General features: G+C 41.9%; 20 protein-coding genes and 4 pseudogenes. 6 read left to right on the forward strand and 18 right to left on the reverse strand.

What is annotated here, in order from left to right; genetic code table 11:
- Positions 1 to 161: 161 nt before the first annotated feature.
- The 3 genes from NSQ26_RS07930 (at position 162) to NSQ26_RS07940 (ending at position 1,555) form a co-directional block, all read left to right on the forward strand.
- On the forward strand, positions 162 to 1,151 hold the full coding sequence (locus NSQ26_RS07930) for a metal-dependent hydrolase (RefSeq protein ID WP_499717767.1): 990 nt from the start codon (positions 162 to 164) through the stop codon (positions 1,149 to 1,151).
- A 71-nt stretch (positions 1,152 to 1,222) separates the two neighbouring features.
- Positions 1,223 to 1,378 carry a small acid-soluble spore protein K gene (gene sspK, locus NSQ26_RS07935; protein WP_499717768.1) on the forward strand — a complete coding sequence of 52 codons (156 nt, stop codon included), beginning with the start codon at positions 1,223 to 1,225 and terminating at the stop codon, positions 1,376 to 1,378.
- Between the two features lie 18 nt (positions 1,379 to 1,396).
- Entirely contained in the window at positions 1,397 to 1,555 is a 159-nt protein-coding gene (locus NSQ26_RS07940) for a YpzG family protein (protein ID WP_499717769.1), read from the forward strand.
- Between the two features lie 44 nt (positions 1,556 to 1,599).
- Here the strand turns inward: NSQ26_RS07940 and NSQ26_RS07945 are convergent, their stop codons facing one another.
- From NSQ26_RS07945 to NSQ26_RS07980, 8 genes are all read right to left on the reverse strand, one after another.
- Positions 1,600 to 1,923, reverse strand: a complete 324-nt coding sequence (locus NSQ26_RS07945; RefSeq protein WP_499717770.1) for a YfhH family protein — start codon at positions 1,921 to 1,923, stop codon at positions 1,600 to 1,602.
- Positions 1,923 to 2,744, reverse strand: a complete 822-nt coding sequence (gene recX, locus NSQ26_RS07950; RefSeq protein WP_499717771.1) for a recombination regulator RecX — start codon at positions 2,742 to 2,744, stop codon at positions 1,923 to 1,925. Before recX ends, NSQ26_RS07945 begins: the two co-directional genes overlap by 1 nt.
- A 298-nt stretch (positions 2,745 to 3,042) precedes the next feature.
- Positions 3,043 to 3,489 carry a hypothetical protein gene (locus NSQ26_RS07955; RefSeq protein WP_499717772.1) on the reverse strand — a complete coding sequence of 149 codons (447 nt, stop codon included), beginning with the start codon at positions 3,487 to 3,489 and terminating at the stop codon, positions 3,043 to 3,045.
- Between the two features lie 204 nt (positions 3,490 to 3,693).
- Complete coding sequence (locus NSQ26_RS07960; protein WP_499717773.1) at positions 3,694 to 4,389, reverse strand: 4'-phosphopantetheinyl transferase family protein; 696 nt, start codon at positions 4,387 to 4,389, stop codon at positions 3,694 to 3,696.
- Between the two features lie 329 nt (positions 4,390 to 4,718).
- Entirely contained in the window at positions 4,719 to 5,138 is a 420-nt protein-coding gene (locus NSQ26_RS07965) for a DUF5391 family protein (RefSeq protein ID WP_499717774.1), read from the reverse strand.
- A 37-nt stretch (positions 5,139 to 5,175) separates the two neighbouring features.
- Positions 5,176 to 5,607 (reverse strand): DUF5391 family protein, encoded by a 432-nt coding sequence (locus NSQ26_RS07970; RefSeq protein ID WP_499717775.1) that lies wholly within the window; start codon positions 5,605 to 5,607, stop codon positions 5,176 to 5,178.
- A gap of 284 nt (positions 5,608 to 5,891) precedes the next feature.
- On the reverse strand, positions 5,892 to 6,062 hold the full coding sequence (locus NSQ26_RS07975) for a hypothetical protein (RefSeq protein ID WP_499717776.1): 171 nt from the start codon (positions 6,060 to 6,062) through the stop codon (positions 5,892 to 5,894).
- A gap of 148 nt (positions 6,063 to 6,210) precedes the next feature.
- Entirely contained in the window at positions 6,211 to 6,507 is a 297-nt protein-coding gene (locus NSQ26_RS07980; protein WP_499717777.1) for a hypothetical protein, read from the reverse strand.
- A 448-nt stretch (positions 6,508 to 6,955) separates the two neighbouring features.
- Between NSQ26_RS07980 and NSQ26_RS07985 the strand changes: the two genes are divergently transcribed.
- On the forward strand, positions 6,956 to 7,513 hold the full coding sequence (locus NSQ26_RS07985; RefSeq protein ID WP_499717778.1) for a phospholipase A2 family protein: 558 nt from the start codon (positions 6,956 to 6,958) through the stop codon (positions 7,511 to 7,513).
- Between the two features lie 59 nt (positions 7,514 to 7,572).
- On the opposite strand, the gene NSQ26_RS07990 is transcribed toward NSQ26_RS07985, so the two are convergent.
- The 6 genes and pseudogenes from NSQ26_RS07990 to NSQ26_RS08015 form a co-directional block, all read right to left on the reverse strand.
- Positions 7,573 to 8,004: a transposase gene (locus tag NSQ26_RS07990; RefSeq protein WP_499717779.1), complete on the reverse strand. Its 432-nt coding sequence runs from the start codon at positions 8,002 to 8,004 to the stop codon at positions 7,573 to 7,575.
- 453 nt (positions 8,005 to 8,457) lie between these two features.
- Entirely contained in the window at positions 8,458 to 9,444 is a 987-nt protein-coding gene (locus tag NSQ26_RS07995) for an IS1380 family transposase (RefSeq protein ID WP_499717780.1), read from the reverse strand.
- Positions 9,445 to 9,889: 445 nt separating this feature from the next.
- On the reverse strand, positions 9,890 to 10,648 hold the full coding sequence (gene istB, locus NSQ26_RS08000; protein WP_499717781.1) for an IS21-like element helper ATPase IstB: 759 nt from the start codon (positions 10,646 to 10,648) through the stop codon (positions 9,890 to 9,892).
- Positions 10,645 to 12,179, reverse strand: a pseudogene (gene istA / locus NSQ26_RS08005) (IS21 family transposase). Before istA ends, istB begins: the two are co-directional and overlap by 4 nt.
- Positions 12,180 to 12,209: 30 nt before the next feature.
- On the reverse strand, positions 12,210 to 12,635 hold the full coding sequence (locus NSQ26_RS08010) for a transposase (protein WP_499717782.1): 426 nt from the start codon (positions 12,633 to 12,635) through the stop codon (positions 12,210 to 12,212).
- 428 nt (positions 12,636 to 13,063) lie between these two features.
- Positions 13,064 to 13,510, reverse strand: a pseudogene (locus NSQ26_RS08015) (IS1634 family transposase); the annotation flags it as partial.
- Between the two features lie 92 nt (positions 13,511 to 13,602).
- Between NSQ26_RS08015 and NSQ26_RS08020 the strand changes: the two are divergent.
- A pseudogene (locus tag NSQ26_RS08020) lies at positions 13,603 to 14,750 on the forward strand (IS4 family transposase).
- A 705-nt stretch (positions 14,751 to 15,455) separates the two neighbouring features.
- On the opposite strand, the gene NSQ26_RS08025 reads toward NSQ26_RS08020, so the two are convergent.
- Entirely contained in the window at positions 15,456 to 15,869 is a 414-nt protein-coding gene (locus NSQ26_RS08025) for a transposase (protein ID WP_499717783.1), read from the reverse strand.
- Positions 15,870 to 15,944: 75 nt separating this feature from the next.
- On the opposite strand from NSQ26_RS08025, the pseudogene NSQ26_RS08030 reads away from it, so the two are divergent.
- Positions 15,945 to 16,093: pseudogene (locus NSQ26_RS08030) on the forward strand (IS3 family transposase); the annotation flags it as partial.
- A 55-nt stretch (positions 16,094 to 16,148) separates the two neighbouring features.
- Here NSQ26_RS08030 and NSQ26_RS08035 read toward each other — a convergent pair.
- The 3 genes from NSQ26_RS08035 to NSQ26_RS08045 all read right to left on the reverse strand — a co-directional run bounded on the left by NSQ26_RS08035 (position 16,149) and on the right by NSQ26_RS08045 (position 21,507).
- Positions 16,149 to 18,719, reverse strand: coding sequence for an ABC transporter permease (locus NSQ26_RS08035; RefSeq protein WP_499717784.1), 2,571 nt, complete (start codon positions 18,717 to 18,719; stop codon positions 16,149 to 16,151).
- Positions 18,703 to 19,491: an ABC transporter ATP-binding protein gene (locus NSQ26_RS08040; protein ID WP_499717785.1), complete on the reverse strand. Its 789-nt coding sequence runs from the start codon at positions 19,489 to 19,491 to the stop codon at positions 18,703 to 18,705. Before NSQ26_RS08040 ends, NSQ26_RS08035 begins: the two co-directional genes overlap by 17 nt.
- A 207-nt stretch (positions 19,492 to 19,698) precedes the next feature.
- Complete coding sequence (locus NSQ26_RS08045; protein WP_499717786.1) at positions 19,699 to 21,507, reverse strand: asparagine synthetase B family protein; 1,809 nt, start codon at positions 21,505 to 21,507, stop codon at positions 19,699 to 19,701.
- Between the last annotated feature and the right edge of the window lie 2 nt (positions 21,508 to 21,509).

A 21,509-nucleotide genomic window follows, 5' to 3' on the forward strand; every position in this document is an offset into this window, starting at 1 on the left:
ACAATTCACTTTTGTACTCCATTTTTTGTTTATATCGCTTGAAACAACATATTTCTGGACATAACTATAGCATATTACCCTGGGAATACAGAGGTCCATCTCCAGCTAACTTCTGCATTCTTTCGCTGAACTCCGACTTCTGGAAAGAGGGTGTCCCAAACATGGATACATCGACACATGTTGTCATGGGCGTTGGCTTAGCTGGACTTGCGACACTTGATCCAGCTATAGCAGCTTCTCCTTATATGCAATCGGCCATCATGGCAACGACTTTAATTGCTTCAAATGCACCAGATTTTGATACCGTGTTAAAACTCCGCAATAATGCGACATATATTCGTCATCACCGTGGCATGACACACTCCTTACCCGCAGTGATCACTTGGCCATTTCTCATCACATCTGGCATGATGTTGTTTTTCCCAGCCGCTCACATGGGAACCATCTTTTTGTGGGCTCTCATTTCTGTTATTTTGCACGTTGGTGTAGATGTCTTTAATTCGTACGGTACCCAAGCACTCAAACCATTTTCAAATCGTTGGATTGCCTTTGGCGTCATTAACATTTTTGACCCATTCATATTCGGTGCGCACGCTGTTGGCATTTTATTGTGGATACTTGGCGTGTCACCAGGTCCAACATTTTTACTCATTTATATTGGCTTAGTTGGTTACTATGTTTTGCGCATGAAGCAAAAAAACACCGTCGTTCGTCGGGCACGCATACATCATCCAAATGCCACGCACGTGTTTGTTTCGCCCTCCTTACATCCAAGTCGCTGGCACTTAGTTATTCGCACAAAGACGCGCCTGTACGTTGCTGAATCATACAAAAGACAGCTCACATTTTTTGAAAGTTATACCTTTGATCCAATCCCAGACGATCCAATTATGAACGCTGCCCGCACCGATAAAAACTTGGCCGCTTTCTTATCTTTCTCACCAACGTATCGATGGGAAATTTCCCACACGAATCAAGGCGGTTATGAAGTACGCTTTATTGACTTGCGCTACCGTAGCAAAGGACACTATCCGTTCATAGCCATCGTACACCTTGATGACTCGCTACAAGTAACAACCTCCTATACAGGATGGATCTACAAAGAAAAAACGTTGCAAAAAAAACTTAATTTTTCTCCCGAAGATGGGTAGGATTCCCTCCGATCAAACAAGCCACGCTTGACGATACTATAGACAAGCCGGTAAGACAGGGAGGTTCCTAGATGCGAAACAAAGCAAAAGGATTTCCTAACCATATCTCGTTTTCTCGGTTAAAAGCTGAGCAAACCCATCGGCATCCAACCAAACGTGCTGATGGCTCAATCAACACACATCACCAAGAACGAGCACATTCGTCCAACCATTTTAAGACACCTTAATTGAGGGAGGAATGACTTGTGGGAAAAGGGAACTTCCAGACGCAAAACAATTTGTATCGCGATCCGTTCATGTCACCGCGCGCGAACCCAAAGCGTGCTTTCCACCAAGTAAATGGGGAGACTCAACAAAGCCTACACAATATCGTGCTCGGGACAGAAATGCGCAAACGTAACTAGCATGATGAGTGACCGCCACATGCACCGGCGCTGTGGCGGTGGCTTTAATTTTCTGGTGTCACTTTATAAGCCAATAACGAAATAGGCACACCGACGAGTTCTCGCTCTCCAGAACGGTATCCCCATGCAAAACGTCCATTCATATATGATACTTCAAAAATAGACGTCCCATCTGTCATGGCGTACGCACACCCCGACTCAAAGGCTGCAGGGTCAAGCAAATATGATTCTGCAATCGCTTTTCGACGCTCATACACCGCGTACTCATTGGCGTGACCTAACTGCTCTGCTTTTCTCGCCTTTTCATTCAACATCGCAATCTCTAACTTTAACTCATGTTCATCCATCTCACTAAAACGCTTATCCATTATCCTCTCTCCTGCCATTCTTCATCTATATATCGGTCTATCTCACTGAATGAAAACCCTTTTCTGTACAACGCTTGTTTCACTTTTTGCTGTAGCGTAAAACCGTCAAAACGACGTGCATATGTCCGTGTCACTTTCTCTGCTTGATAACAAAGAGACGCCCAATCATTTGCCTCGTCCTCACTTGTTACTTCTTCTAAAACCGTTTGCACTAGCTCAAAAGTGAATCCTTTTGCAAGCAAGCGATTTGTCCATTTTTGCTTGCGCATCTGCTTTGACTCGCGCACATTCGCTGCTTGCACCAATTGCTTCTCTAGCCACGCCGACACACATTGCTTCTGCTGCGTCCGATCATAGATGGCTAACGCCACTTCTTGGGCACTTTCAGCAACACCTTTTTCCATTAATGCGTGCCGCAATTTATTTGGTCCGATTAATGTTGTGTTTATCTTCGTCTGGACAAACGCCTTCGCAAACGCCACATCATCGAGCCACTTCTCTTGCTTAAAACGGGTAACGACCTCTTCAATATGTGTCGCTTCACAAGCTTTTTGCTGTAAATATGTACATAACTCTTTTTCTGAGCGCATTCGGTATGATAAGTAGCGTAATGCTAATCGTTCTGCTTGCTTGTAAGCCTCCGCTGAAAGTACTGCCCGCATATGGTCTTCATCTAATTCACGACCTTTTTTTAAATCATACTTAATTAAAACGTCTTCTGTAACGCTGAATGCATAACGCTCTATTGATCCTTCTTGTAAAAAAATATTATAGCGCCCGCGTCGTTTTTGTTGCGCGGTAATTTTCGCAATGATTGCCATTACATTGCCTCCCTTAGATCCAACGCTATCTATTCTTATTTTAACGTGTATCATCTATAGAGGCAAAAGAAATTGTCTTGCAGGAAAATAAAATAAGCGCTAACGCATCATACGCTATCGCTTGGATATGGATCCTACATCATTAAATAACATGAACTATCGTATACTTTATGGAAATATTGATCATAACTTGCTGTTTATCACCCTGTAATACTTACTTGTAAAGCCGGACGCCCTTTTGTCTCACGGCTGATACGCTCCTTTTTTAGAAATGATTGCCTCTCGACAGGGTCTTTTACTACGCGAGAAGACCACACTTCCTTTTCACAATAAGAAGATCCGCTTTCGTCTGCAAGATCTCATCGCGTGTGAACATCATTTTCGTATCCACATGATCAATTTTCTCCTCCATGCGATCAAACCGGTCTTCCATATCCATGAAGCGAGCTGTAAATGTTTGGTTCATGTCTTCTACTTTCTCGGTTAATGAGACAATTTGCTCATTGTTCGCATCTGTCTTCTCGGTCAATGAGGCGATTTGCTTACCATTCTCATCCACTCTCTCCGTCAATGCGGTGATTTGTTTACCATTCTCATCCACTCTCTCCGTCAATGCGGTGATTTGTTTACCATTCTCATCCACTCTCTCCGTCAACAACATCACCTGTTTGGATTGTGTTGCCACCTGATCCGACAACTCCATCACTGCTTGCAACACCATTTCTAAATTAATTTCTTGTTTCATGAAAAGTTTTCCCCCCTTCTCACCTTCTTTATTGTACAACACTTCATTCAAGAAGCGCATCACTCTCCATCATTTGCCAATCAACCGTAAGCAAGCTTCTCCCATACCCTATCTATTCGCCAAAAACATCAAAAATCCTGCTTATCCGTCATTTTCTATAGTAAACTTGCAGATATCTTTTTCACTCCTCTTTAATTTCATTTACTACGAAAGTGATGTTAAAAAGTCCTCTGCTTCGCACACTGTCACTTGTGGTACCGCATCGTAGCGCTTCGATGTACACACTGCCATATAATGACTGTCATCCAACCGTATCGAATGAAAAAAGCACTCATCGCCGTGATCATTCGAAAACGACCATTCTCCCTTTTCTTTCATGAAACGAAATGAGTGAAGTGGCGTACCAAGACCCGTCCCTTTCCATTTAATATAGCTTTCTTTTAAGGACCACAACTGAAAGAAACGCTCTTGACGTTGTTTTTCAGAGAGCTCGCTTAATTGCGCTGCTTCTGCTGGATCAAAAAAACGTTTTGCCAAACTCAGCTCTTCTATTGAATGGATCTGTTCTACGTCCACCCCAACAGTTGTCTCATCAAGCGCAAATAAAACCCAATTTCCCGAGTGCGAAAGATTAAATGACAAGGATAATGCTTCTGAAACAAGTGGCTTTCCATATTCATTTGATAAAAATTCTATCTCAGCAAACGCGATATGCCGCGCTTCCGATATGTATTTTCGTGCGAGCAACTCACTAACTAACGAGCGAATACGGTCCGCCGGTCGACGCATCCGCAAGATGCGCGCTTGCCGTTCTGGCGACACTTTTTTTAACCATGGTTCATAATGACCCCATTGCTTCTCCTCATCAATATGAACAGCTGCTAATACGAGTGTGCTCATAAATATGTCTCCCTTATCATGTCTCTAAATTTTTTATCTGCCGCAATTCTCTCACGAAAAGGGGGGATGAGTCCAGTGATAATCGTGACATCCTATGTTCATATTCTGCTCACCTTTTTCAACTGATTATATACAAAATAGCACGAACAAGCGAACTTGTTTCAGCAAGCTGAAACATCGAGAAATCAGGTGGCGTCGAGACGCCACCTGATTAAAAGTTCCCACCTACGCTACCGCGTTGAGGTGGGGGTCTATAACCCTTAAAAAACAGTTAAAGATGAAACAAATACGGGCGCCAAACGAGCGCCCTTTGCTACATACATGTTTTATTATACTGCAACATTTCGATGTTGCTTCTGAAAAGCAATGGTAAACCAAATTATGTTCGTTACGACAAAAGCGATTGTAAAGACGATCAAACTAATCGTTGCCGGCGTCACAATATTACTCGCCGAAAAGAACTGAACAATAGGCAGAGCAGCCACTACGATCAGCGTCATAAACAGACCAAGCACATTAAAAATTGCCATCACATACTTCATCGCTTTTAGCCCCAGCATGTAAGGCACAAGCGAAACGGCATAAAGAAGGATCACCTTTCCAAGTAAAAGTAACATACCCGGGCTGCCGAACCTTTGACCATTTGGTCCTAAAACTGCATCCGGAGAAAGAGAGATCGAAATGAGCACCGCACACATAAATAGCCCTGAAATTACTGTTGTCGTTATGATCGTTCGTTTTGAATTCACTTTTTTCTCCTCCCCCCATTTTATTTAGAAACCGCTGTCATGATTGATAAGCAGCCCTCTTTTTTGATTCGCTCCTGAAAGCTACTACAAACCAAATAATATTTGTGACCATAAGACCAATGGCAGCGACAATCTCCCCGATTGTACCTGCTGTGATGATGTTGGTTGTTGTCACCCCTTGAATCACGGGCACCGTTGCCACCATCGTCAATGCCATCAGCAATCCAATCACATTACAAACAGCCATCACATACTTCATTGCATCAACACCTAACATATACGGCACTAAACAAATGACATAGGGTATAAGCATTATCCCGATAGCGATCCACATACCAACGTCACCAAATTGATTTGCTGCAGGACCTATATCAGACATTGGGGAAAGTGATGCTGCGACAATGATGCCACAACAAAATAACGCAGATATGATCGTTGTTAGTGTTACTGCACGCTTTTTATGGTTCATTTTTTACCTCCTACTTTGATTCTCTCTCATTATCATAAGCGTTCTCAAAAAAATTGTCCCCCCTTTCCGACATTTCCTTCAATTATAGCAAAGCTCCAAGAGCGACGACAATACATTTGCATTTAGAATCAGCCTGCCATCACACCCACAAGCCTTTTCATGACGCAGAGCCTACTTCAGCTGGTTCTAATAAAACATTATCAATCACGGCTAACCAGCGCACGTGGGAAGAAAAGCCAATATAATGCAAACACTGCCATCGAGTCTAGTGAACATACAAAATGTTAACTGCTCCTCTTCCCCACTGACTTTTCCATAAACATCTCTTCGCTTATGTTCACTGTAGCCGGAATATTACGCGTCACCGGATCAAGTAACCAGCACACAACAACGATAAGCGTAAGCACACCTGAAAAGAGAATGACTTGCTCACTCCCAATATGCGTTCCCATCATCCCCCCGGCTAACGCTCCAAACGTGAGGCAAGTTCACTCGCACTCATGACAAAAGCCATTACCCGCCCTAACATTCGAGCAGGGACTAGCGCTTGTAAAAACGCAAAGATAACCACATTCGTCATCCCTGCAAACACAGCCGCCACACCTAAAAACAACACGGACAACCACGCAACCGGCGCCAAAGCAGCCAATATCCAAGCCAGCCCGCATCCAGCAAAACAAACAATGTACACGAAGCCAAGCGGATGTTGTTCCAATTTGAACATAATGCCATAGCAGCGCCAACGACGGCGCCTAAACCAATCACTGCCATCAATGTTCCATATATTTCTAGTCCTCCTAAGGAAGATGAGAATGCTGGCAATACCGGTAACATTGCTGCAAATGCGAAGTTAACCAGAATAACACCAAGGAAAAGACCTCTCGCTAGCGGACTTTTCACGAAAAACATTCCTTCTTTTAAATCATATCCATATGTTTTGAGCGCCTCTCTAAGGTTTTGTGAGTTTTCTTGTTTCTCAATCGCTGGCGGAACTTATTTTGACGGAAGCTATGAATAATGTAGGAGTATAAAACTTTATAGAGATAATTGTTGGACTTTTGGTGTTGTTTCGAGGAATGGTTGTGAGATAGAATAAGAATAAGAAATGGGGGTGAAAAAATGAATCAGCGACCAGAAAGTCTATCGATCAAAGTATAGTCATTCATGTTGTTATAAGAAATAGGTGCATCTGTATTTACTTCAGAAAGATTTATATTGCTAGAACTTAGTATTCTTAGTTGCTTTCTTTTAAATATAAACAGTCTAATTTGACTTTATGATTGTTGATATAAAGTAAAGATAGTTTTTGAGAAGGTTTCATAAATTTAATGGAGAGGGGAAATTAAGATTGAAATATTATGTATCTATAAAGCTCATATTAACTGCGATACTTATGGTGAGCGTGATCTTGGGGCATTTTTCACCAGCCATTGCGTACGGAAAAAACAAGCAGTCTCTCGCGTACGAACAGGTAGAAGAGACATTACGACCATATGTGACTGTGACAGATGATGAGGTCTTTTTTGATCGTGAACGTGCATTAGCAGACGATTTGGGAGAAGAGCCTCTGCTCGTGGGCGAGACATTAAATAAATTAAATAATGCATACGGAACGAAAGATGAAACGAAAGTGAGCGCGTTGAAAATTTCATTACCAATCTGGGGGAATTGGTGTGGCCCTGGTTACGGTGGTGGTGAACCACAAAATTTATTAGATCAAGGGTGTATGCAGCATGATCTATGCTATGATAAAAAAGGGTATTTAGATTGTACTTGTGATGAAGCACTGATTGATCATATTGATCGTTATGCGAGTAAAATGGGTTTTTTAGAAAAAGCCACCGCTTATGCAGTAAAATTTTACTTTTCTGTGGCCCCATGCACCCCGCACGCAGATTTTAGCTAATTGTCTCGATCCTTGTATTTTTTCCGTGCATCCCTAAATAGCCTCTCGGCATTAAGCAACTAACATTTGGAAATAAATAGGCGATTCCTCCGGGAAGCAAGAGAGTAGAGAAGGAATGCATCCATTTCCTCGATATTTTCTATCGTGATGGCTTGATAAAACCTGGTGAGCGTTGATTGACTTGCTAATGCCTCTTTGTTGAATACTTGCGTCATGGCAGGGTCACAAACAAGCTGTTTCATAGCAGATTCCGTGTGATACCCACCAAAGGCTTGGAAAATGAGTTGTTCCATCACAGATTCATGTGTATGATCTGGATCAATGCAATCATCTGGGATATGTACAGCATCATGTAAATGGGGGAAGTAATCCAATTGATTTGCCGCCTCTTTATATAAAAGTATACCTGCATCGGATGTAATGTGTTCAACGGATACGCTGATTTTTAAATTAGGATTGAATGTTGTTCTCATTTCGGTTAAAATTGTCAAAATGGATTCCTCCTGGTTGGTTTTTGTCTCAACTTAAACATACCAGAGGGATCTCTTTTTGTAGTGCGACAAGAAGTCGCTTGTTAATACTCACATTTCGCACCCTTAAGACCCACATTCAGCACCCTCCCATTTAAAATTAATTTATTTTAAAACCTTTGGTGAATCAACGTTTTCTTGTCATAGGTGAATTTGTAAAGCAAAATGAAATGGTAACTTTTTCCTACATTATTCATAGAGTCACCTGCACAACGCAAGGATCATGAGATAGCCCTACTAGTCCCCCTCAATTAGCATTAAGCTAAATTAAAAAGCCCGGTAATCGTTCAAAAACTGAATAAGGCAAGCGGATGTTAACTTTGTGATTAGATCTATCACTTGGAGCACCTAAAAAAGGTCAGACTCCTCCCTTGATATATGAACAATATGATAAAATATTTACTTAATGGCACATTAAGCCACTCGGTGGCGGTGGCGCCATGATTGGATGTTTCTGAGCATTTCAAAAAAGGCTTTTTGGTGGACGAAAGACGCAGATAGCTTCAGATGAAGATAACGTCCAGATTTTGTGAGCTTTGCGCCAACCTTGAGAAAGAGCGAACGAAAGGTCCCCATTCGGTAAGGTTTGACGGATGGAGGAGCGAGTAACACTTTTACTGAGACATGTAAGTTATAAGCGATAAGTGAAATCATCATACGTGCGCAGTTTGAGATGAAATAATGGCTCCGCATATATTTACAACCGAAATCGTTCTTTGCTTCTTTGATAAAGAGTTCCATTTCACCGCGTTGCTTATATAAAGAGAACACGTCTGTCGGTTCAGCTTTGATATTTGTCACGAGGAACGTATGCTTGAAAAGCAATTCGCTGGGAACGCGCTCATAACGAATGATCACACGGCGAGCATAGGGCCAAGACCGGGCTTTGTAGACACACTCTTTATAGCGCACTTCGTGACTTTTACTTTGGTCAGGAGTTGGACGAAGCGCTTCTGCTTTATCGTGTAAGGTGCTGTTGGATTTTAAGCGAATGACATAGTCTACACCCTTTTCTTCACAGACATCATACAATTCAGGAATGGCAAAACCGCTGTCTCCACGTACAAGCATGCGCAAATCCGGGAGGGCTTTTTTTGCTTGATCAATGATATGTGCACACATGGCGGGTGCGCCGTTTGACGTGTATTTTTCTCCGGAACGGTTTATCGCACCAAGACAAAGGCCTGTTTCTCCATCAAAAGCAAGTAATGGATGGTAGCCCATTATTTTGTAATGACCGCTGAAGCCGCGATTTTCTTGATTTCCGTATGTTTCAAAGTATGTAGAATCAAGGTCAATCGTCATTTGTTCTTGATTTCGGTCTTTCATGACATTGAGGCTTGATTGGAGCAGGAATTCGCCCATCTCCTCAATGTTTTCAGGTGTGATTGTATTTCGCAACTTAAAAGTGAACCATTTCGCAATTTAAAAGTGAACCACCTTCAGTAAATTTTTGACCCAGCTCACGACCGCAAAGGGGCTTGGCTTTGTGCAAGGGCCGGGTTGTGTTTTTTTGAGAAACCCACTCAAAAAACCCCTACCCTTTTCCCTTGCACAAAGCCATTTTGCGTGTTCTTACAAATGGACCGACCGAGCGACAGCGCCTGATGACACACTGAAACGCGTCTCGAGCGGATGACCAGTGTAACACGCAAAACTGCCAGTGCTTTCGAGCGAAGGGACAGCTGCTTTTGTCATCAGAGACGTCAGTCAAGATCGCGCTGCCGCCAGCGCACCCCGCCCACACCCGTCAACTCGCCTGATGGAGCCTAACGAGGTGCGGACACAGGCTTGTCTTTGTATCTCTTCGCTTACGATGTAATTTGGTTTATTTACAACAATTGTTTTATAAGGCGGCGTTATTCTGAACCACTTGTTGCTGATTCTCTTGCATCCAGTCACGCGTTTCTAACATCCGGTACGAGGAACCAACCATATTCACAACGTGAGACTTATGGGTGAGGCGATCAGTCAAGGCGGCGGTTAGCACTGGGTCATGAAAGACTTCTTGCCATTTGACAAACGGTAAATTGCTCGTGATGATCGTCGATTTTCTACCGGCGCGTAGAGAGAGGTGTGTAAACAATAGTTCCGCGCCTTCTTTGTCAAAAGAAATGTACCCGAGTTCATCGATAATGACGAGGTCATATTTTTCGAATTTCAATTCGAAAGAACGAAGTGTGCGCTCAGAACGGTGCTCTTTTAGCTGATTGATAAAAGAGGGGACAGTAGCGAAAAATACTTTGTACCCCGCTAAACATGCTTCAATCCCAAGCCCTGTCGCAATATGCGTTTTTCCTGTTCCAGGCGACCCTGTTAGAATCACATTCTGACCTGACTTAATAAAATTGAGCTTTTGCCTTGCTTGATCGGGTAAGGCGGATTCTGTCAGTTCTTCTAGCAGTTTCTTTTGTGGGAAATTTGCTGTGCGTATGCGTGCTTGTTTGGCGCGCACTGCGCGGTCTGCTTTCTCTTGTGTAAGCGCTTGGGAAAGGGCCTCAAATGCTTGTTCTTGATGGTTGAAGCTTTCTTCTTGTACCATCTTGCCGATGCTTGGTAGTCGTAGTTCCTTGCATAGGTCGAGTAATGTTTGTTTGTCCTTCATGAAATGTGGCTCCTTTGTTCGTTCTGGTTAAAGATGTTTGCGTAGGCTGCGATATTTTCTTGGGCTTGGATGAGTGTTTCATCATGATCAGATGCCTGTGGCAATATGGTTTCAAATTGTGTTTGTCCACACAGGAAGAGAATCTTTTCAGTGCAAGTGAGATCTTTTCTAGTTGCTTGACAGCGTCCAGGATACGGTCAAGATTGTGTTGCGTTTGTGCGTGGGTCAAAAGCACTAGAAATTCTTTTTCTCTTCCTGTATAATGATCGCTATAGAGCTTTTTGATTTTGTGTGGTGCCTGCCTGAGACATTCACTCTGTGGCAAGGCGCCTTGTTTTTGTTTCAGCGTGTTTACATAGTGATAGATGTCCATTTCCCATTGATGCAATCCCCAGTTTCGTTTGTGTTTGGCTATACATGCGCCGTTCGCAAACAGCCGAATGTCTTCTGCGCCGACTTTGGCTTTGATGTATGTGCCAACATGTCCTTCTGGAACAGAGTAGTGGTTTTTGCGAATCGTGATCGTGCTATATTTATCGACGCGATATTCACCTAATTCTGATATGTCAAAGAGCGTTGGGGCTGGCTTGGCGGCATTGGCTTCTTCCTCGCATAATGTTTCATGCGCTTGTCCATGTTCATGATGTTGGCGCTGATTTAATTTTTGCAACGTTGCCGTTAAATGGCGTCCCGCTTCTTCTAATGTGAGGAACGTATATGCAGAGGAAAAGGCTTTTCGGCGAATGAACTCAACACTCCGTTCTACATGCCCTTTCTCATTCCCTTTTCCCGGCGCGCATAAGCGGATGTGAAAACCATAGTAATTGGCCAAGCCTTGCATCTTGTCTGTGATGGCGCGATCTTGTCCAATAAAGGATTTCACAACGGTTCTCATGTTGTCATACGTAAAGACAGACGGGATGAAGCGGATCTCCTCAATCATTCGCACATGGCTGTCCATGACGCATATTTGCGTCTCCGATTCGTACAATCGGGCGTAGCGGTAATTGCTGTAGGCGAGGGTGAAGACAGCCATTGCGTACTTTTTTAGTTCCCCATTGATCATAAGCTTCACTTCTCCCCAATCAAATTCAATCTCAGCACCGGGTTTGCAGTGCTTACGTATGAACACTTCTTTTGACTTGGTGATTTCTTTATTCACAAACTGTCGGACTGTGGAATAGCCAATCTGATGTCCCGCTTCGAGCAACAATTCATGCATATCAACGACTTTCATTTGTTGTTTATGCATGCGGTGCGCGCATTTCCACTCGTTTTCCTGGATGTAACCCCTGATCGTCTGGGCTATTTTTTCTGTCAGCACTCGTTTAGGGCTGCGGCGTTTTTTGTACGTTGGCGTGCTTAAGACTTCTTCTGGAATTGGTAAGTCTCGAACGTCTTCTTGTTTGCTTTGTTTGAACTGACTGATGTACTTTCGAACCGTGTTTCTTGATTTCTTGACTCGCCGTGTGATTTCTCTTTCACTTAATCCCTCCATATGCATTTTGATGATCTCTTGCTTGCTTTCCAATGTGACCACTCCTGTGTCCTCCCTACATTTTCATGTAGGATTATTTTTCCCGAGGTGGTTCACTTTTAAAGTGCGATTGTGGTTCACTTTTAGAGTAACATATACATGTGTGATGGCTTGATACATTCTTGTGAGGGTCGATTGGCTTGCCAATGCTTCTTTTTCTAACACTTGCGTCATGGCTGGATCATGAACAAGTTGTTTTGCGGCAGATTCTGTGTGATAACCGCCAAAGGCTTGGAAAATCAGTTGTTCCATCACAGATTCATGTGTATGATCGGGATCCATGCGGTGATCCGGAATGTGTACAGTTTCGTGTAAATGAGTGAAGTATTCAAGGTGATGTGCGGCCTCTTTATATAGAAGGATACCTGCATCGGACGTGATGTGTTCATCGGATACGCTGATTTTTAATTTAGGATTGAATGTTGTTCTGGTTTCGGTTAAGATTGTCATAAGGGATTCCTCCTAGTGGGTTTTTGTGGCAACTTAAACATACCAGAGGAATCCCTTTTTGTATACTTTTTAGCGCATAGATTTTCACCCACTGGGTGAAAATCTATGCGCTAAAAAACACTTATGTGGCAGTGGGTTGAATCCTGTTGGGGCGGTAACTATGAATAATGTAGGTTTTTAGCTCAAATCATAGGTTATGAACTGTTTCTAAGGGATTTCGGATCTTTTACACAGGATGTAAAAATCATCAAACCCTTGATGTATAGAGATTTTAAAATGATTTATTATGCGGTCAAGGGGTACTGAATGTGGGTTAAGAGGTACAATAGCCAAAAATTAAATCCCTTTTTTTACCATCTTGTTTAACTATGCTCGAAAAGCCATGGAATAAATACATTTTTTTCCATGGCCGTCCTGTATCAAATTGTTTATAGGTAAATTGATTCGTCCATGCCCAGCGCGTTTAACACCCATTGTTGTTCATAGGTAAGCGGTCGCGAAAAATTCTTTCGTTTTGTATTGTCTGGTAACGTCAAGACGACCACTTGGGACGTATTTAAATAGCTGAAAAATCGCTTCTTCTGTAGGTTTTTCAACGTTCGGCCACCGGCTCCTTTCATTGGACGCGCTGTGGTAATATGTTGACGAATGCGTCGTTGAAAGACACGATAAATGACAAGCGCAAGAAGAAATAAGTAGTCCAGTACTTGAACACGCTCGGGTTTATGGACATAGACACCATCGATATAAAAAGGGTTTTTGAGAAAACGGAAGTTCATCTCTATGTTGATCTGCTCTTTGTAAAGCTCAAGCAAACGCTTAGGACAAGCTGGTTCTCCTTGCCACTCGTTTGGTACTGTTGTGACGAGTACAAAATGATAAGTTTATATTGTACATCAAACAAAAAACCTTTATAATTGGAAGTACAGGTGGTCTCCTGTCCAAATCCAACTACAAAGGATACAACATGGACAATTATAAACCACTTTCATCATTTGGTAAATGGATTGCACCGATTAATATGAAAAAAATCTTCTCCCAGATGGGGATAGATGAGCCGGTACAAGGAAACAAGATAGATTACTACACAAAAAAGTTAACGACCGAGAAGTTTATTCGAACAATGTTGTATGCGCTATTGCACAAATTTGACGGACTTCGCTCCATCAGTGATGCCTTTTGTAGCGAGGACCTTCAAAAGAAAGTCGGCCTTGAATCAATTAGTGCTGCGCAATTGTCTCGAAAGAATCGTGAACTAGATCCTGAAATATTGGCTACGATATTCGCAGACCTGGTCGCGCAAATCCGAGGGTTTCATCGCCAAAAAGGACACTGTGAATCCTTGAAACTCATTGATTCTAGTACCATCACACTGAACGCAAAGGACTTCAAGTGGGCGACATTCACTAAAACGAAATCTGGTGTGAAGCTGCACTTACGGCTCGTGTTCATGGAAAATGGCCAAGTTTATCCTGACAAAATGACGATGACCCCGGCAAAAGACCACGATCGCGGACAATTGGAGGTCCTGATAGACGACCATGAAGCAACGTATGTGTTTGATCGCGGGTACATGGACTTCAAAATGTTTGATCAAATGACAGATGACAGTTACACGTTTGTTTCAAAGGTGAAAAAGAATACTGTTATTCATGAAATTAAGTCGTTGCCTCTGGCGAAAGAAACCGATGTTCAAAGTGACAAAGTGGTGTATGTCGGTCACGAGAAAGCAAAAACAAAACATCAGTTTCGGTTGATTGAAGTCCAGGATACCCAAGGAAATGACCTCCGTCTCATCACAAATCGTTTTGACGTAAGTGCCGAAGAGATTAGTCAAATGTACCGCTCACGCTGGAAGATCGAGCTTTTTTTCAAATGGATCAAGCAAAATGTCACGATTAAACATTTCTACGGAAAAACTGAAGAAGCTGTACAAAATCAGATTTACTGTGTACTGATTGCTTGTGTTTGCATGTGATTCTGCAGCTTAAAACGAACAGTGAAGCGAGCCTAAAACGAATTCGTAACTTGTTAAAAGCGACGTTGTGGCAATGTGCGACGACATTGACACAGGCATTAACAAAGGGACAGGCAGGACGGTCGTCAGAACCATGACGTAAGTTTTGTCGTTGTTGATATTGCTCAAATTCGTTAATTGCATAATATCACCAAATGGACAGCGCCACCTTTTGTTCAGGGTTGTCTTTTTTTCGTTACAGCTTAAAAAATAAATATCTTTTTATTCTATTTAGTAAGTTTAATTGCTACTTGCAGTTTTATGCAACGCTAGTGGTTCTACCCCTTTTTTCGGGCGTCCGCGTTTTTTCTTTGTTACCTCAGTAGACGGATGCTTGGTTGAACCGTATGGAAACGGAACTGCACCCCAAATCTTAGACAAAGTCTAAAATTTGGAGGTGCTTTTTCATTGGTTAAGTTTACAAGTGATGACAAAATGAAAGCAGTCAATCAATATTTAAATGGGAATGAAGGATATATAAAATGGACCCCATTGTCAAGACACGATTTTTGAATTCATAAGGTTGTTCGTCCAAGAGTGGAAACACCACTGAACGTGCATAGCCGTGGGAGAATCAATTCTCATTCCGGCAGGGAAATGGCAGATGCTTGTATGGAACGCCCATAAATCTCATAAAAATCAACTCAAGCGACTTTACATTGAGAGGCGGGCATTGTTAGCCTAATTGGTATAGCCAATACTTCACCATAGCTTGGCGCTTGGCGGAGGAAACATGCCCGCAGGAGGCTCGATGTCAAGTCGCGACAGGATCGCACTTTCCCCTCTCCAAAAGGAACATGCAGTCACTCTTGGTAGTATAATCTTTCTGGCGGCACGTCACCCAGGGACTGGTGAGGTCTCTCCTCATTGTAGTACTGGCAATATTCTCGTACTCCCTGCCGTACAGATCGAGGAGATTCATACTCATTCAAATAAATTTTCTCGTACTTGATATTGCGCCAAAATCGTTCAATAATGACATTATCCAAGGCGCGCCCCTTGCCGTCCATGCTAATCTGTATCTGCTGGTCTAGAAGCATTTGTGTGAACTGTGGGCTGGTGAAATGGCTGCCTTGATCACTATTCATGATTTCGGGCGTTGTCTTGGCTAAAACGCGTTTTGTTACTTCCAGCACAAAGGGCATCTCGAGCACTTGATCAAGCTCCCAGCTGATGATATAGCGGGAATACCAATCGATAATCGCAACCAGATACATCCAATTTCGTGTCTGAAATCCTGGATCCAGTATAATAAAACACTCGCAGAAAAAGTGGATATGGATAACAGGCAGCTTCGATACTGGGTAAGGAAATACCAATATCACGGTGAATAAGCGTTTACAAAGAGCTATACAAATTACCCGGTTCAGTATAAACTTGATGTAATCAACTATATGAACGAAAATGGGACGTCTATCCGGAAACAGCGGCGATCTTCAATTTTCTACAGTGGACCCAGGATCTCAGACACGAAATCCTGGGTCCACTGTAGAATTCTAACTTAACTCTTTTAAAGTATCACTTACTTGGAAATGTCTAAGCTGCACAGAAGCGACACATGACGCGATCGTTCCTAAACCGGCACCTACGAAGACAAGAAAAAGCAGTTGCATATACGGGATGTACTGTATTGTCAGATCAAGATTGGGTATCACCATATAACTGAACAGGAGACCTCCAATACTACCGATCACTCCTGCGATAAAACCAAGGAATGCCCCTTCTAACCATATGATTTTCATCATTTGCCCCGGGCTAGCTCCTAAAGCGCGAATCATGGTGATTTCAGCACGGCGCTCATGTAAACTAGCTACGATCGCATTCACCAGTCCAATCCCTGAAATTATCACAACAATCCCTACTAATATATAGATCAACCCCAACATCTGAGAAATTAATTGTTGTTGTTCTTTCAACAAATCATGACTGTTGATCACTTCTACATTGTCATTCCCTTTAGTGATCGATTTGACTTGTTTCTCAATTTTATCAAATGAGGCCTCAGAATCCGTATTTAGTTGGATCGACTCATATCCTTTCATCGCAAAGTGCTTTTTCGCCCATGTTTCATCTACGAGGATGTAATTATTTTTTAGCAACATATCTTGATTCACAATTGAAACTACTTTCACCGGCATAGCCGGCTTATTCTTAGATTGAATCACAACCGTGTCATTCACTTTTAATCCGAGACTGTCAGACACCTCTTTTGTGATGACTCCCTTTCCATCTTTCAAGGAAGCAGATAGTGGGCTTCCAGTAACCACCTCAATATTGAAAATTTCCCCAAATATAGAGAGATCTGTTCCAACCACCTCAAATTGTTCGGGCGAACCACCGAGATTCTCAGTATACCGAAGCCACTCTTGATCTGCTTTGGTAAAGTCATAATTGACTAGTTTGGAGTCGTAGTCAGAAGTGACCGCTAAACTTTCTTGGACACCATCTATCATTTTAATTTTCTCTAACCACTGAAACGGTAAGGAATCGATCTCCCTTGATTCAGTTGGGACACGCATGACTAAATCAGAAGGCAAGCTCTTTTGGAGTCCTGTCTTTATTCCTTCGTCCATAGAGTTCATATAAATATTTCCTGCAACGGCCAAAATGAAACCAAAGACGAGAATTGCCACAGAAACACTCGCTTTATAGCGATAACGAATCACATTTCGGCTGCTAACAAAAGATTCAGTCGGAAATAGGAGACGAAACAGTCTATCCATTATCGGAACGATCCAACAGATCATACTGGGAATAACAAATAACAGTCCTAAAGCAAACAAAGTAGCCCCGATCATTCCAGGGTTAAAATTTGCTACTTTCTCAATCTGTGATCCCCCCATCCCCATTATCAACCCGAAAACAGTTAGGAACATTCCTACTATACGCCCAGTTTTTTCCTTTCGTTGATTTACAGAAACTCCTGTTCGGAGCGCTTGTACGGGAGGAATCTTTCTTATAATAAATGCTGGAATGATAGATCCTAAGATCGACATAGAAACCCCTAATAAGAAAATGAGGGGAACCAATTTCCAAGAGATCGTGTACATTCCTTGATTTGTACTTTCCACGTTCATCCAATCACTGATAAAATGGATCGATACTTGATGTGTTACCATCCCGAGTACAACCCCTAAAAGTGACCCAATAACCCCCACTAGGAAAGCCTCCACTAACACTACACTCATGATTTGACGCGAACGAGTTCCCAATGCTCGTAGTACCGCCCACTGTTTATAACGGGCACGAACCGACAAAAAGAAACTTCCCATGATTAACAGACCTACCACCAGTAACGCTATTCCACCAAGACTAAAAATCAACGGTTTCATGGCATTTAAACGCCCAAACTCTTTATCCATATAAGAACGTTGATCAATCTTTACCTCTTCCATCGATTGATGAATATTATGAGCGATAAGCCCTTTCGTGCTGCTATCAAATAATTTCACTTGAACTAGATTAAATTGATCTTGTAAGTTTAATTCATTTTGCAACCATTCCAGAGGAAAATAGGCGCTGTGGCCCATAGCAGCGCTGGCGGGTGGTTGTAAGATGCCGACCACCTTTACATTTTTCTCACCAAAAGGAGGAAATGGCATACGAATCGAATCGTCAATCGCAATATTTTCCTTGTCAGCATAAGATTCTGTAATCGCCATCTCCGCACCTGATTTTGGATATCGCCCGCTGGAGATCTCAAAAGACGCCATATCGGGTGAGTCAGGTTCCACACCCCAATAAGATGGTTTCCCATCCAATTCAGGTTGATTAGCTTGAGGATAGGGAATCAATACTTTCGATACATCTCCAGCCACATCTAAACCTTCTATCTGATGCAATTGCTGATCGTTTAGATACTGGTTGTTTTTATGATAACCAAATTGCAAGTCATAATCGCCATAGCGGCTTGTAACTTGTTGGTGAGTGGTTTCCTCTACAGCATCATTTCCCAACAACAACATCGTTACCAACATAACTCCTAACGCAGCTCCTAATGCAATCAAGAAAGTGCGTAGTAAGTTTTGACGAATCGATTTGATCGCATACTTAATCGTCCAGCTCATTACTTTGCCCTCCTGCAGCAAAATGCCGATTCATAATCGATTGAATCTGCATAACTTGCTGACCAACATCCCGTGATTTCCAATCTTTTTGCTCTATATGCTCATAAGCCACTTCTCCATCAAACAAAAAAATCACTTTGTCTGCATGTGCGGCGACAAACGGATCATGAGTAACCACCACAGCTGCCTGACCCAACTCATCACATGCATTTCTTAAAGCATAGATAATGTTTTTACTGTTCTCAGAGTCGAGTGCTCCTGTAGGTTCATCTGCCAAAATCACCGCAGGTTCATTAGCAAAAGCACGAGCGATCGCAACCCTTTGTTGTTGTCCCCCAGATAACTGTGCTGGAAGATGTTGCTCCTTCCCTTCCAGACCAACGAGCTGCAATAGTTTAGTTGCCTGGCAAACCGCCTTTTTCTGAGGAACATGATCTAACATCAACGGTAACGCTATATTTTCCTCTGCATTAAAAACAGGAATCAAGTTAAACTGCTGAAAGATAAACCCAACCTTTTTTCGACGAAAGAAAGCTAGATTTTTTTCTTTTAAACCAGACAACTCCTGATCATCAATTCGAATACTACCCTCAGTAGATGTATCTAATCCCCCTAGCAACTGCAAAAGGGTTGTCTTCCCTGATCCACTCGGGCCCATGATGCTAACAAATTCCCCTCGCTTCACTTCTAAATTGATGTCTTTCAACACACTCAGTTTGTTGCCCCCTAGATCGTACGATTTAGAAACTTTGTGAACCTGAATCATGTTCATATAACCATATCCCCTTTCCCTTAGAGCCCTGCTAACATTATGAACCGTGAATTACTATAAGTCAATTCATACCTCTTTGAATAATCCTTGAAAAAAGAACCCCAAATATCATCACACTCATCGTTCTCATTCATAAATTTATCCATTGTTAAACCTACCCCCTATGAATGTTAGTGATGGAGCAGCATACAAACTAACCAAGTTACCTTATTTATCTAATCGATAAAACCATAATTCTAATGTAGCAACAGTCCACAGATGATCAATATCCCTTGTATCCCCTTGCCGCCACCGATTAATGTCTTTCTTGAAATCTTCATGGTCTAATATACCAAGGTCAGCCAAGTAACCTTTATCATAAGCTCTAGTCATTTCAGACCACTCCTTTTGCAAACCCGAGTAAATCACAGAGTAGTGCGCTGTCTTGTCTATACGATTCCTAATAGGCTCGGGTAAAATATCTTGCATTGCATTTTTTAAAATCAATTTTTTAATTGATCCTTCTACTTTTTGCTCCATTGGAATCGCAATTAAAAATTCCACTAGTTCCTTATCAAGAAACGGATGTCTCGCTTCCATACCCATTGGTGCTGCTATATATTGATCAATGTACGGGGTAATATTAGTTATAATCTGAGATTCCTGCTTATCCCTAGCTAATTTACCACGTCTTATTCTCTTATCAATAATAGCTTGCTGAATATCTTTTGCTAGCCATGTACTTGTATTTGTATTTGTCCCGCCTAACAGTGGATTTACTCCATATTTCAAAAGGTTTGTGAAGAATGGTTCATCTCTAACATGAGACAATTTTTTAACGTTCTTCATAGCTCTACCCCATTTGAGGTTCCATATATAATCTGCAATGACTAAATTGCTACCTGAAAGAACCTCATCCCCTCCTGCTCCCGTTAGTACAACTTTCGCTCCATGTTCCTTCGCTTTCAAGTATACACTTTCTTGCACACAGAAGGTAGAGGCATTTACAGATGGTTCAGCTGTAATAGGAGAGTCTTTGGGGAAATTTTTAAAACTCCAAAGATTATCTGCTACAACCTCACGGGAAGGGATTTGGTACTTTTCGTTGATTAATCTAATATACTCTCTTTCATCATCTGCTGGATATTTATCAAAGACCAGAGAAACTGGAAAGAAATTGTCAACGGCTACACTTTGATTTAAAATGCATCCGGAAGAAAAAATACTAGTTGAATCGAGCCCTCCGCTCATAGAAACTGAAACAGGTGAATTAGATCGCATACAGTCTCTTACAGATTCGAAAAATAAATGCCGAAATTCTTCGATGTAATCTCCATGATTAGTATACTTGATATCTTTAACTTCATCGATATCCCAGTATTTACTTACACTTAGTTTATCTCCCTGAAAAATAAGCGTGTGTGCTGCCGGTAATCTGAAAATCCCTTTATATGGGGTTTTTTCCGATCTAACAAACCCTTGATCTCTAATATATTCAACGAAATAGTCCCTATTCCACTTAACTGGGTTATTTTTTGTCTTCAACAACCCTTCAAGCATACTAGAGAATTCGAATTGTGCACCATTAAATTTGTAGAAAAAGGGCCTGAAACCTAGATAGTCTCTACCGCAAAATAAACGATTCAGCTTTGAATCCCATATGACAAATGAAAATTCTCCAACGATATGTTTCGGAAATTCAATCCCCCATGCCTTATAAGATTTCCAAATAAAACTAACATCTGACTCGGAAATCGAAGCACGTACCCCTAGTTTGTTTAATTTGTTAATTAACCGTTCCCGACGATCTAATCTAACATCAGCAACAACCGTAATTCCCTCATGTGAGAATGGTTGCTGTTCAGCTTTCGACTCAGGTGTTAAATTAAGAGCAGTAAATCCTAACCCAATATGTGGTTCAACATGTATTTGAACATAATCTTTCCCTCTCGATGAATTAATATCTAGCATTTTTAAAACTGATAATCTATCCGGAATAACCGCTTCTTTTAGATAAACCCCCGAAATCCCACTCATAT

The sequence above is a fragment of the Bacillus sp. FSL W7-1360 genome, from assembly GCF_038592975.1.
Classification (GTDB): Bacteria; Bacillota; Bacilli; order Bacillales; family Bacillaceae_D; genus Shouchella; species Shouchella lonarensis.

Bases quoted from the DNA above. Each gene is read 5' to 3' on its own strand.
- NSQ26_RS08010 (WP_499717782.1), bottom strand. From the start codon at position 12,635: ATGACAATCTTAACCGAAACCAGAACAACATTCAATCCTAAATTAAAA.
- NSQ26_RS07955 (WP_499717772.1), bottom strand. From the start codon at position 3,489: ATGAAACAAGAAATTAATTTAGAAATGGTGTTGCAAGCAGTGATGGAG.
- recX (WP_499717771.1), bottom strand. From the start codon at position 2,744: ATGGCAATCATTGCGAAAATTACCGCGCAACAAAAACGACGCGGGCGC.
- NSQ26_RS07970 (WP_499717775.1), bottom strand. From the start codon at position 5,607: ATGAACCATAAAAAGCGTGCAGTAACACTAACAACGATCATATCTGCG.
- NSQ26_RS07960 (WP_499717773.1), bottom strand. From the start codon at position 4,389: ATGAGCACACTCGTATTAGCAGCTGTTCATATTGATGAGGAGAAGCAA.
- istB (WP_499717781.1), bottom strand. From the start codon at position 10,648: ATGAAGGACAAACAAACATTACTCGACCTATGCAAGGAACTACGACTA.
- sspK (WP_499717768.1), top strand. From the start codon at position 1,223: ATGCGAAACAAAGCAAAAGGATTTCCTAACCATATCTCGTTTTCTCGG.
- NSQ26_RS08035 (WP_499717784.1), bottom strand. From the start codon at position 18,719: ATGAGCTGGACGATTAAGTATGCGATCAAATCGATTCGTCAAAACTTA.
- NSQ26_RS07930 (WP_499717767.1), top strand. From the start codon at position 162: ATGGATACATCGACACATGTTGTCATGGGCGTTGGCTTAGCTGGACTT.
- NSQ26_RS07975 (WP_499717776.1), bottom strand. From the start codon at position 6,062: ATGATGGGAACGCATATTGGGAGTGAGCAAGTCATTCTCTTTTCAGGT.
- NSQ26_RS08025 (WP_499717783.1), bottom strand. From the start codon at position 15,869: ATGTATCTGGTTGCGATTATCGATTGGTATTCCCGCTATATCATCAGC.
- NSQ26_RS08045 (WP_499717786.1), bottom strand. From the start codon at position 21,507: ATGAGTGGGATTTCGGGGGTTTATCTAAAAGAAGCGGTTATTCCGGAT.
- NSQ26_RS08040 (WP_499717785.1), bottom strand. From the start codon at position 19,491: ATGAACATGATTCAGGTTCACAAAGTTTCTAAATCGTACGATCTAGGG.
- NSQ26_RS07945 (WP_499717770.1), bottom strand. From the start codon at position 1,923: ATGGATAAGCGTTTTAGTGAGATGGATGAACATGAGTTAAAGTTAGAG.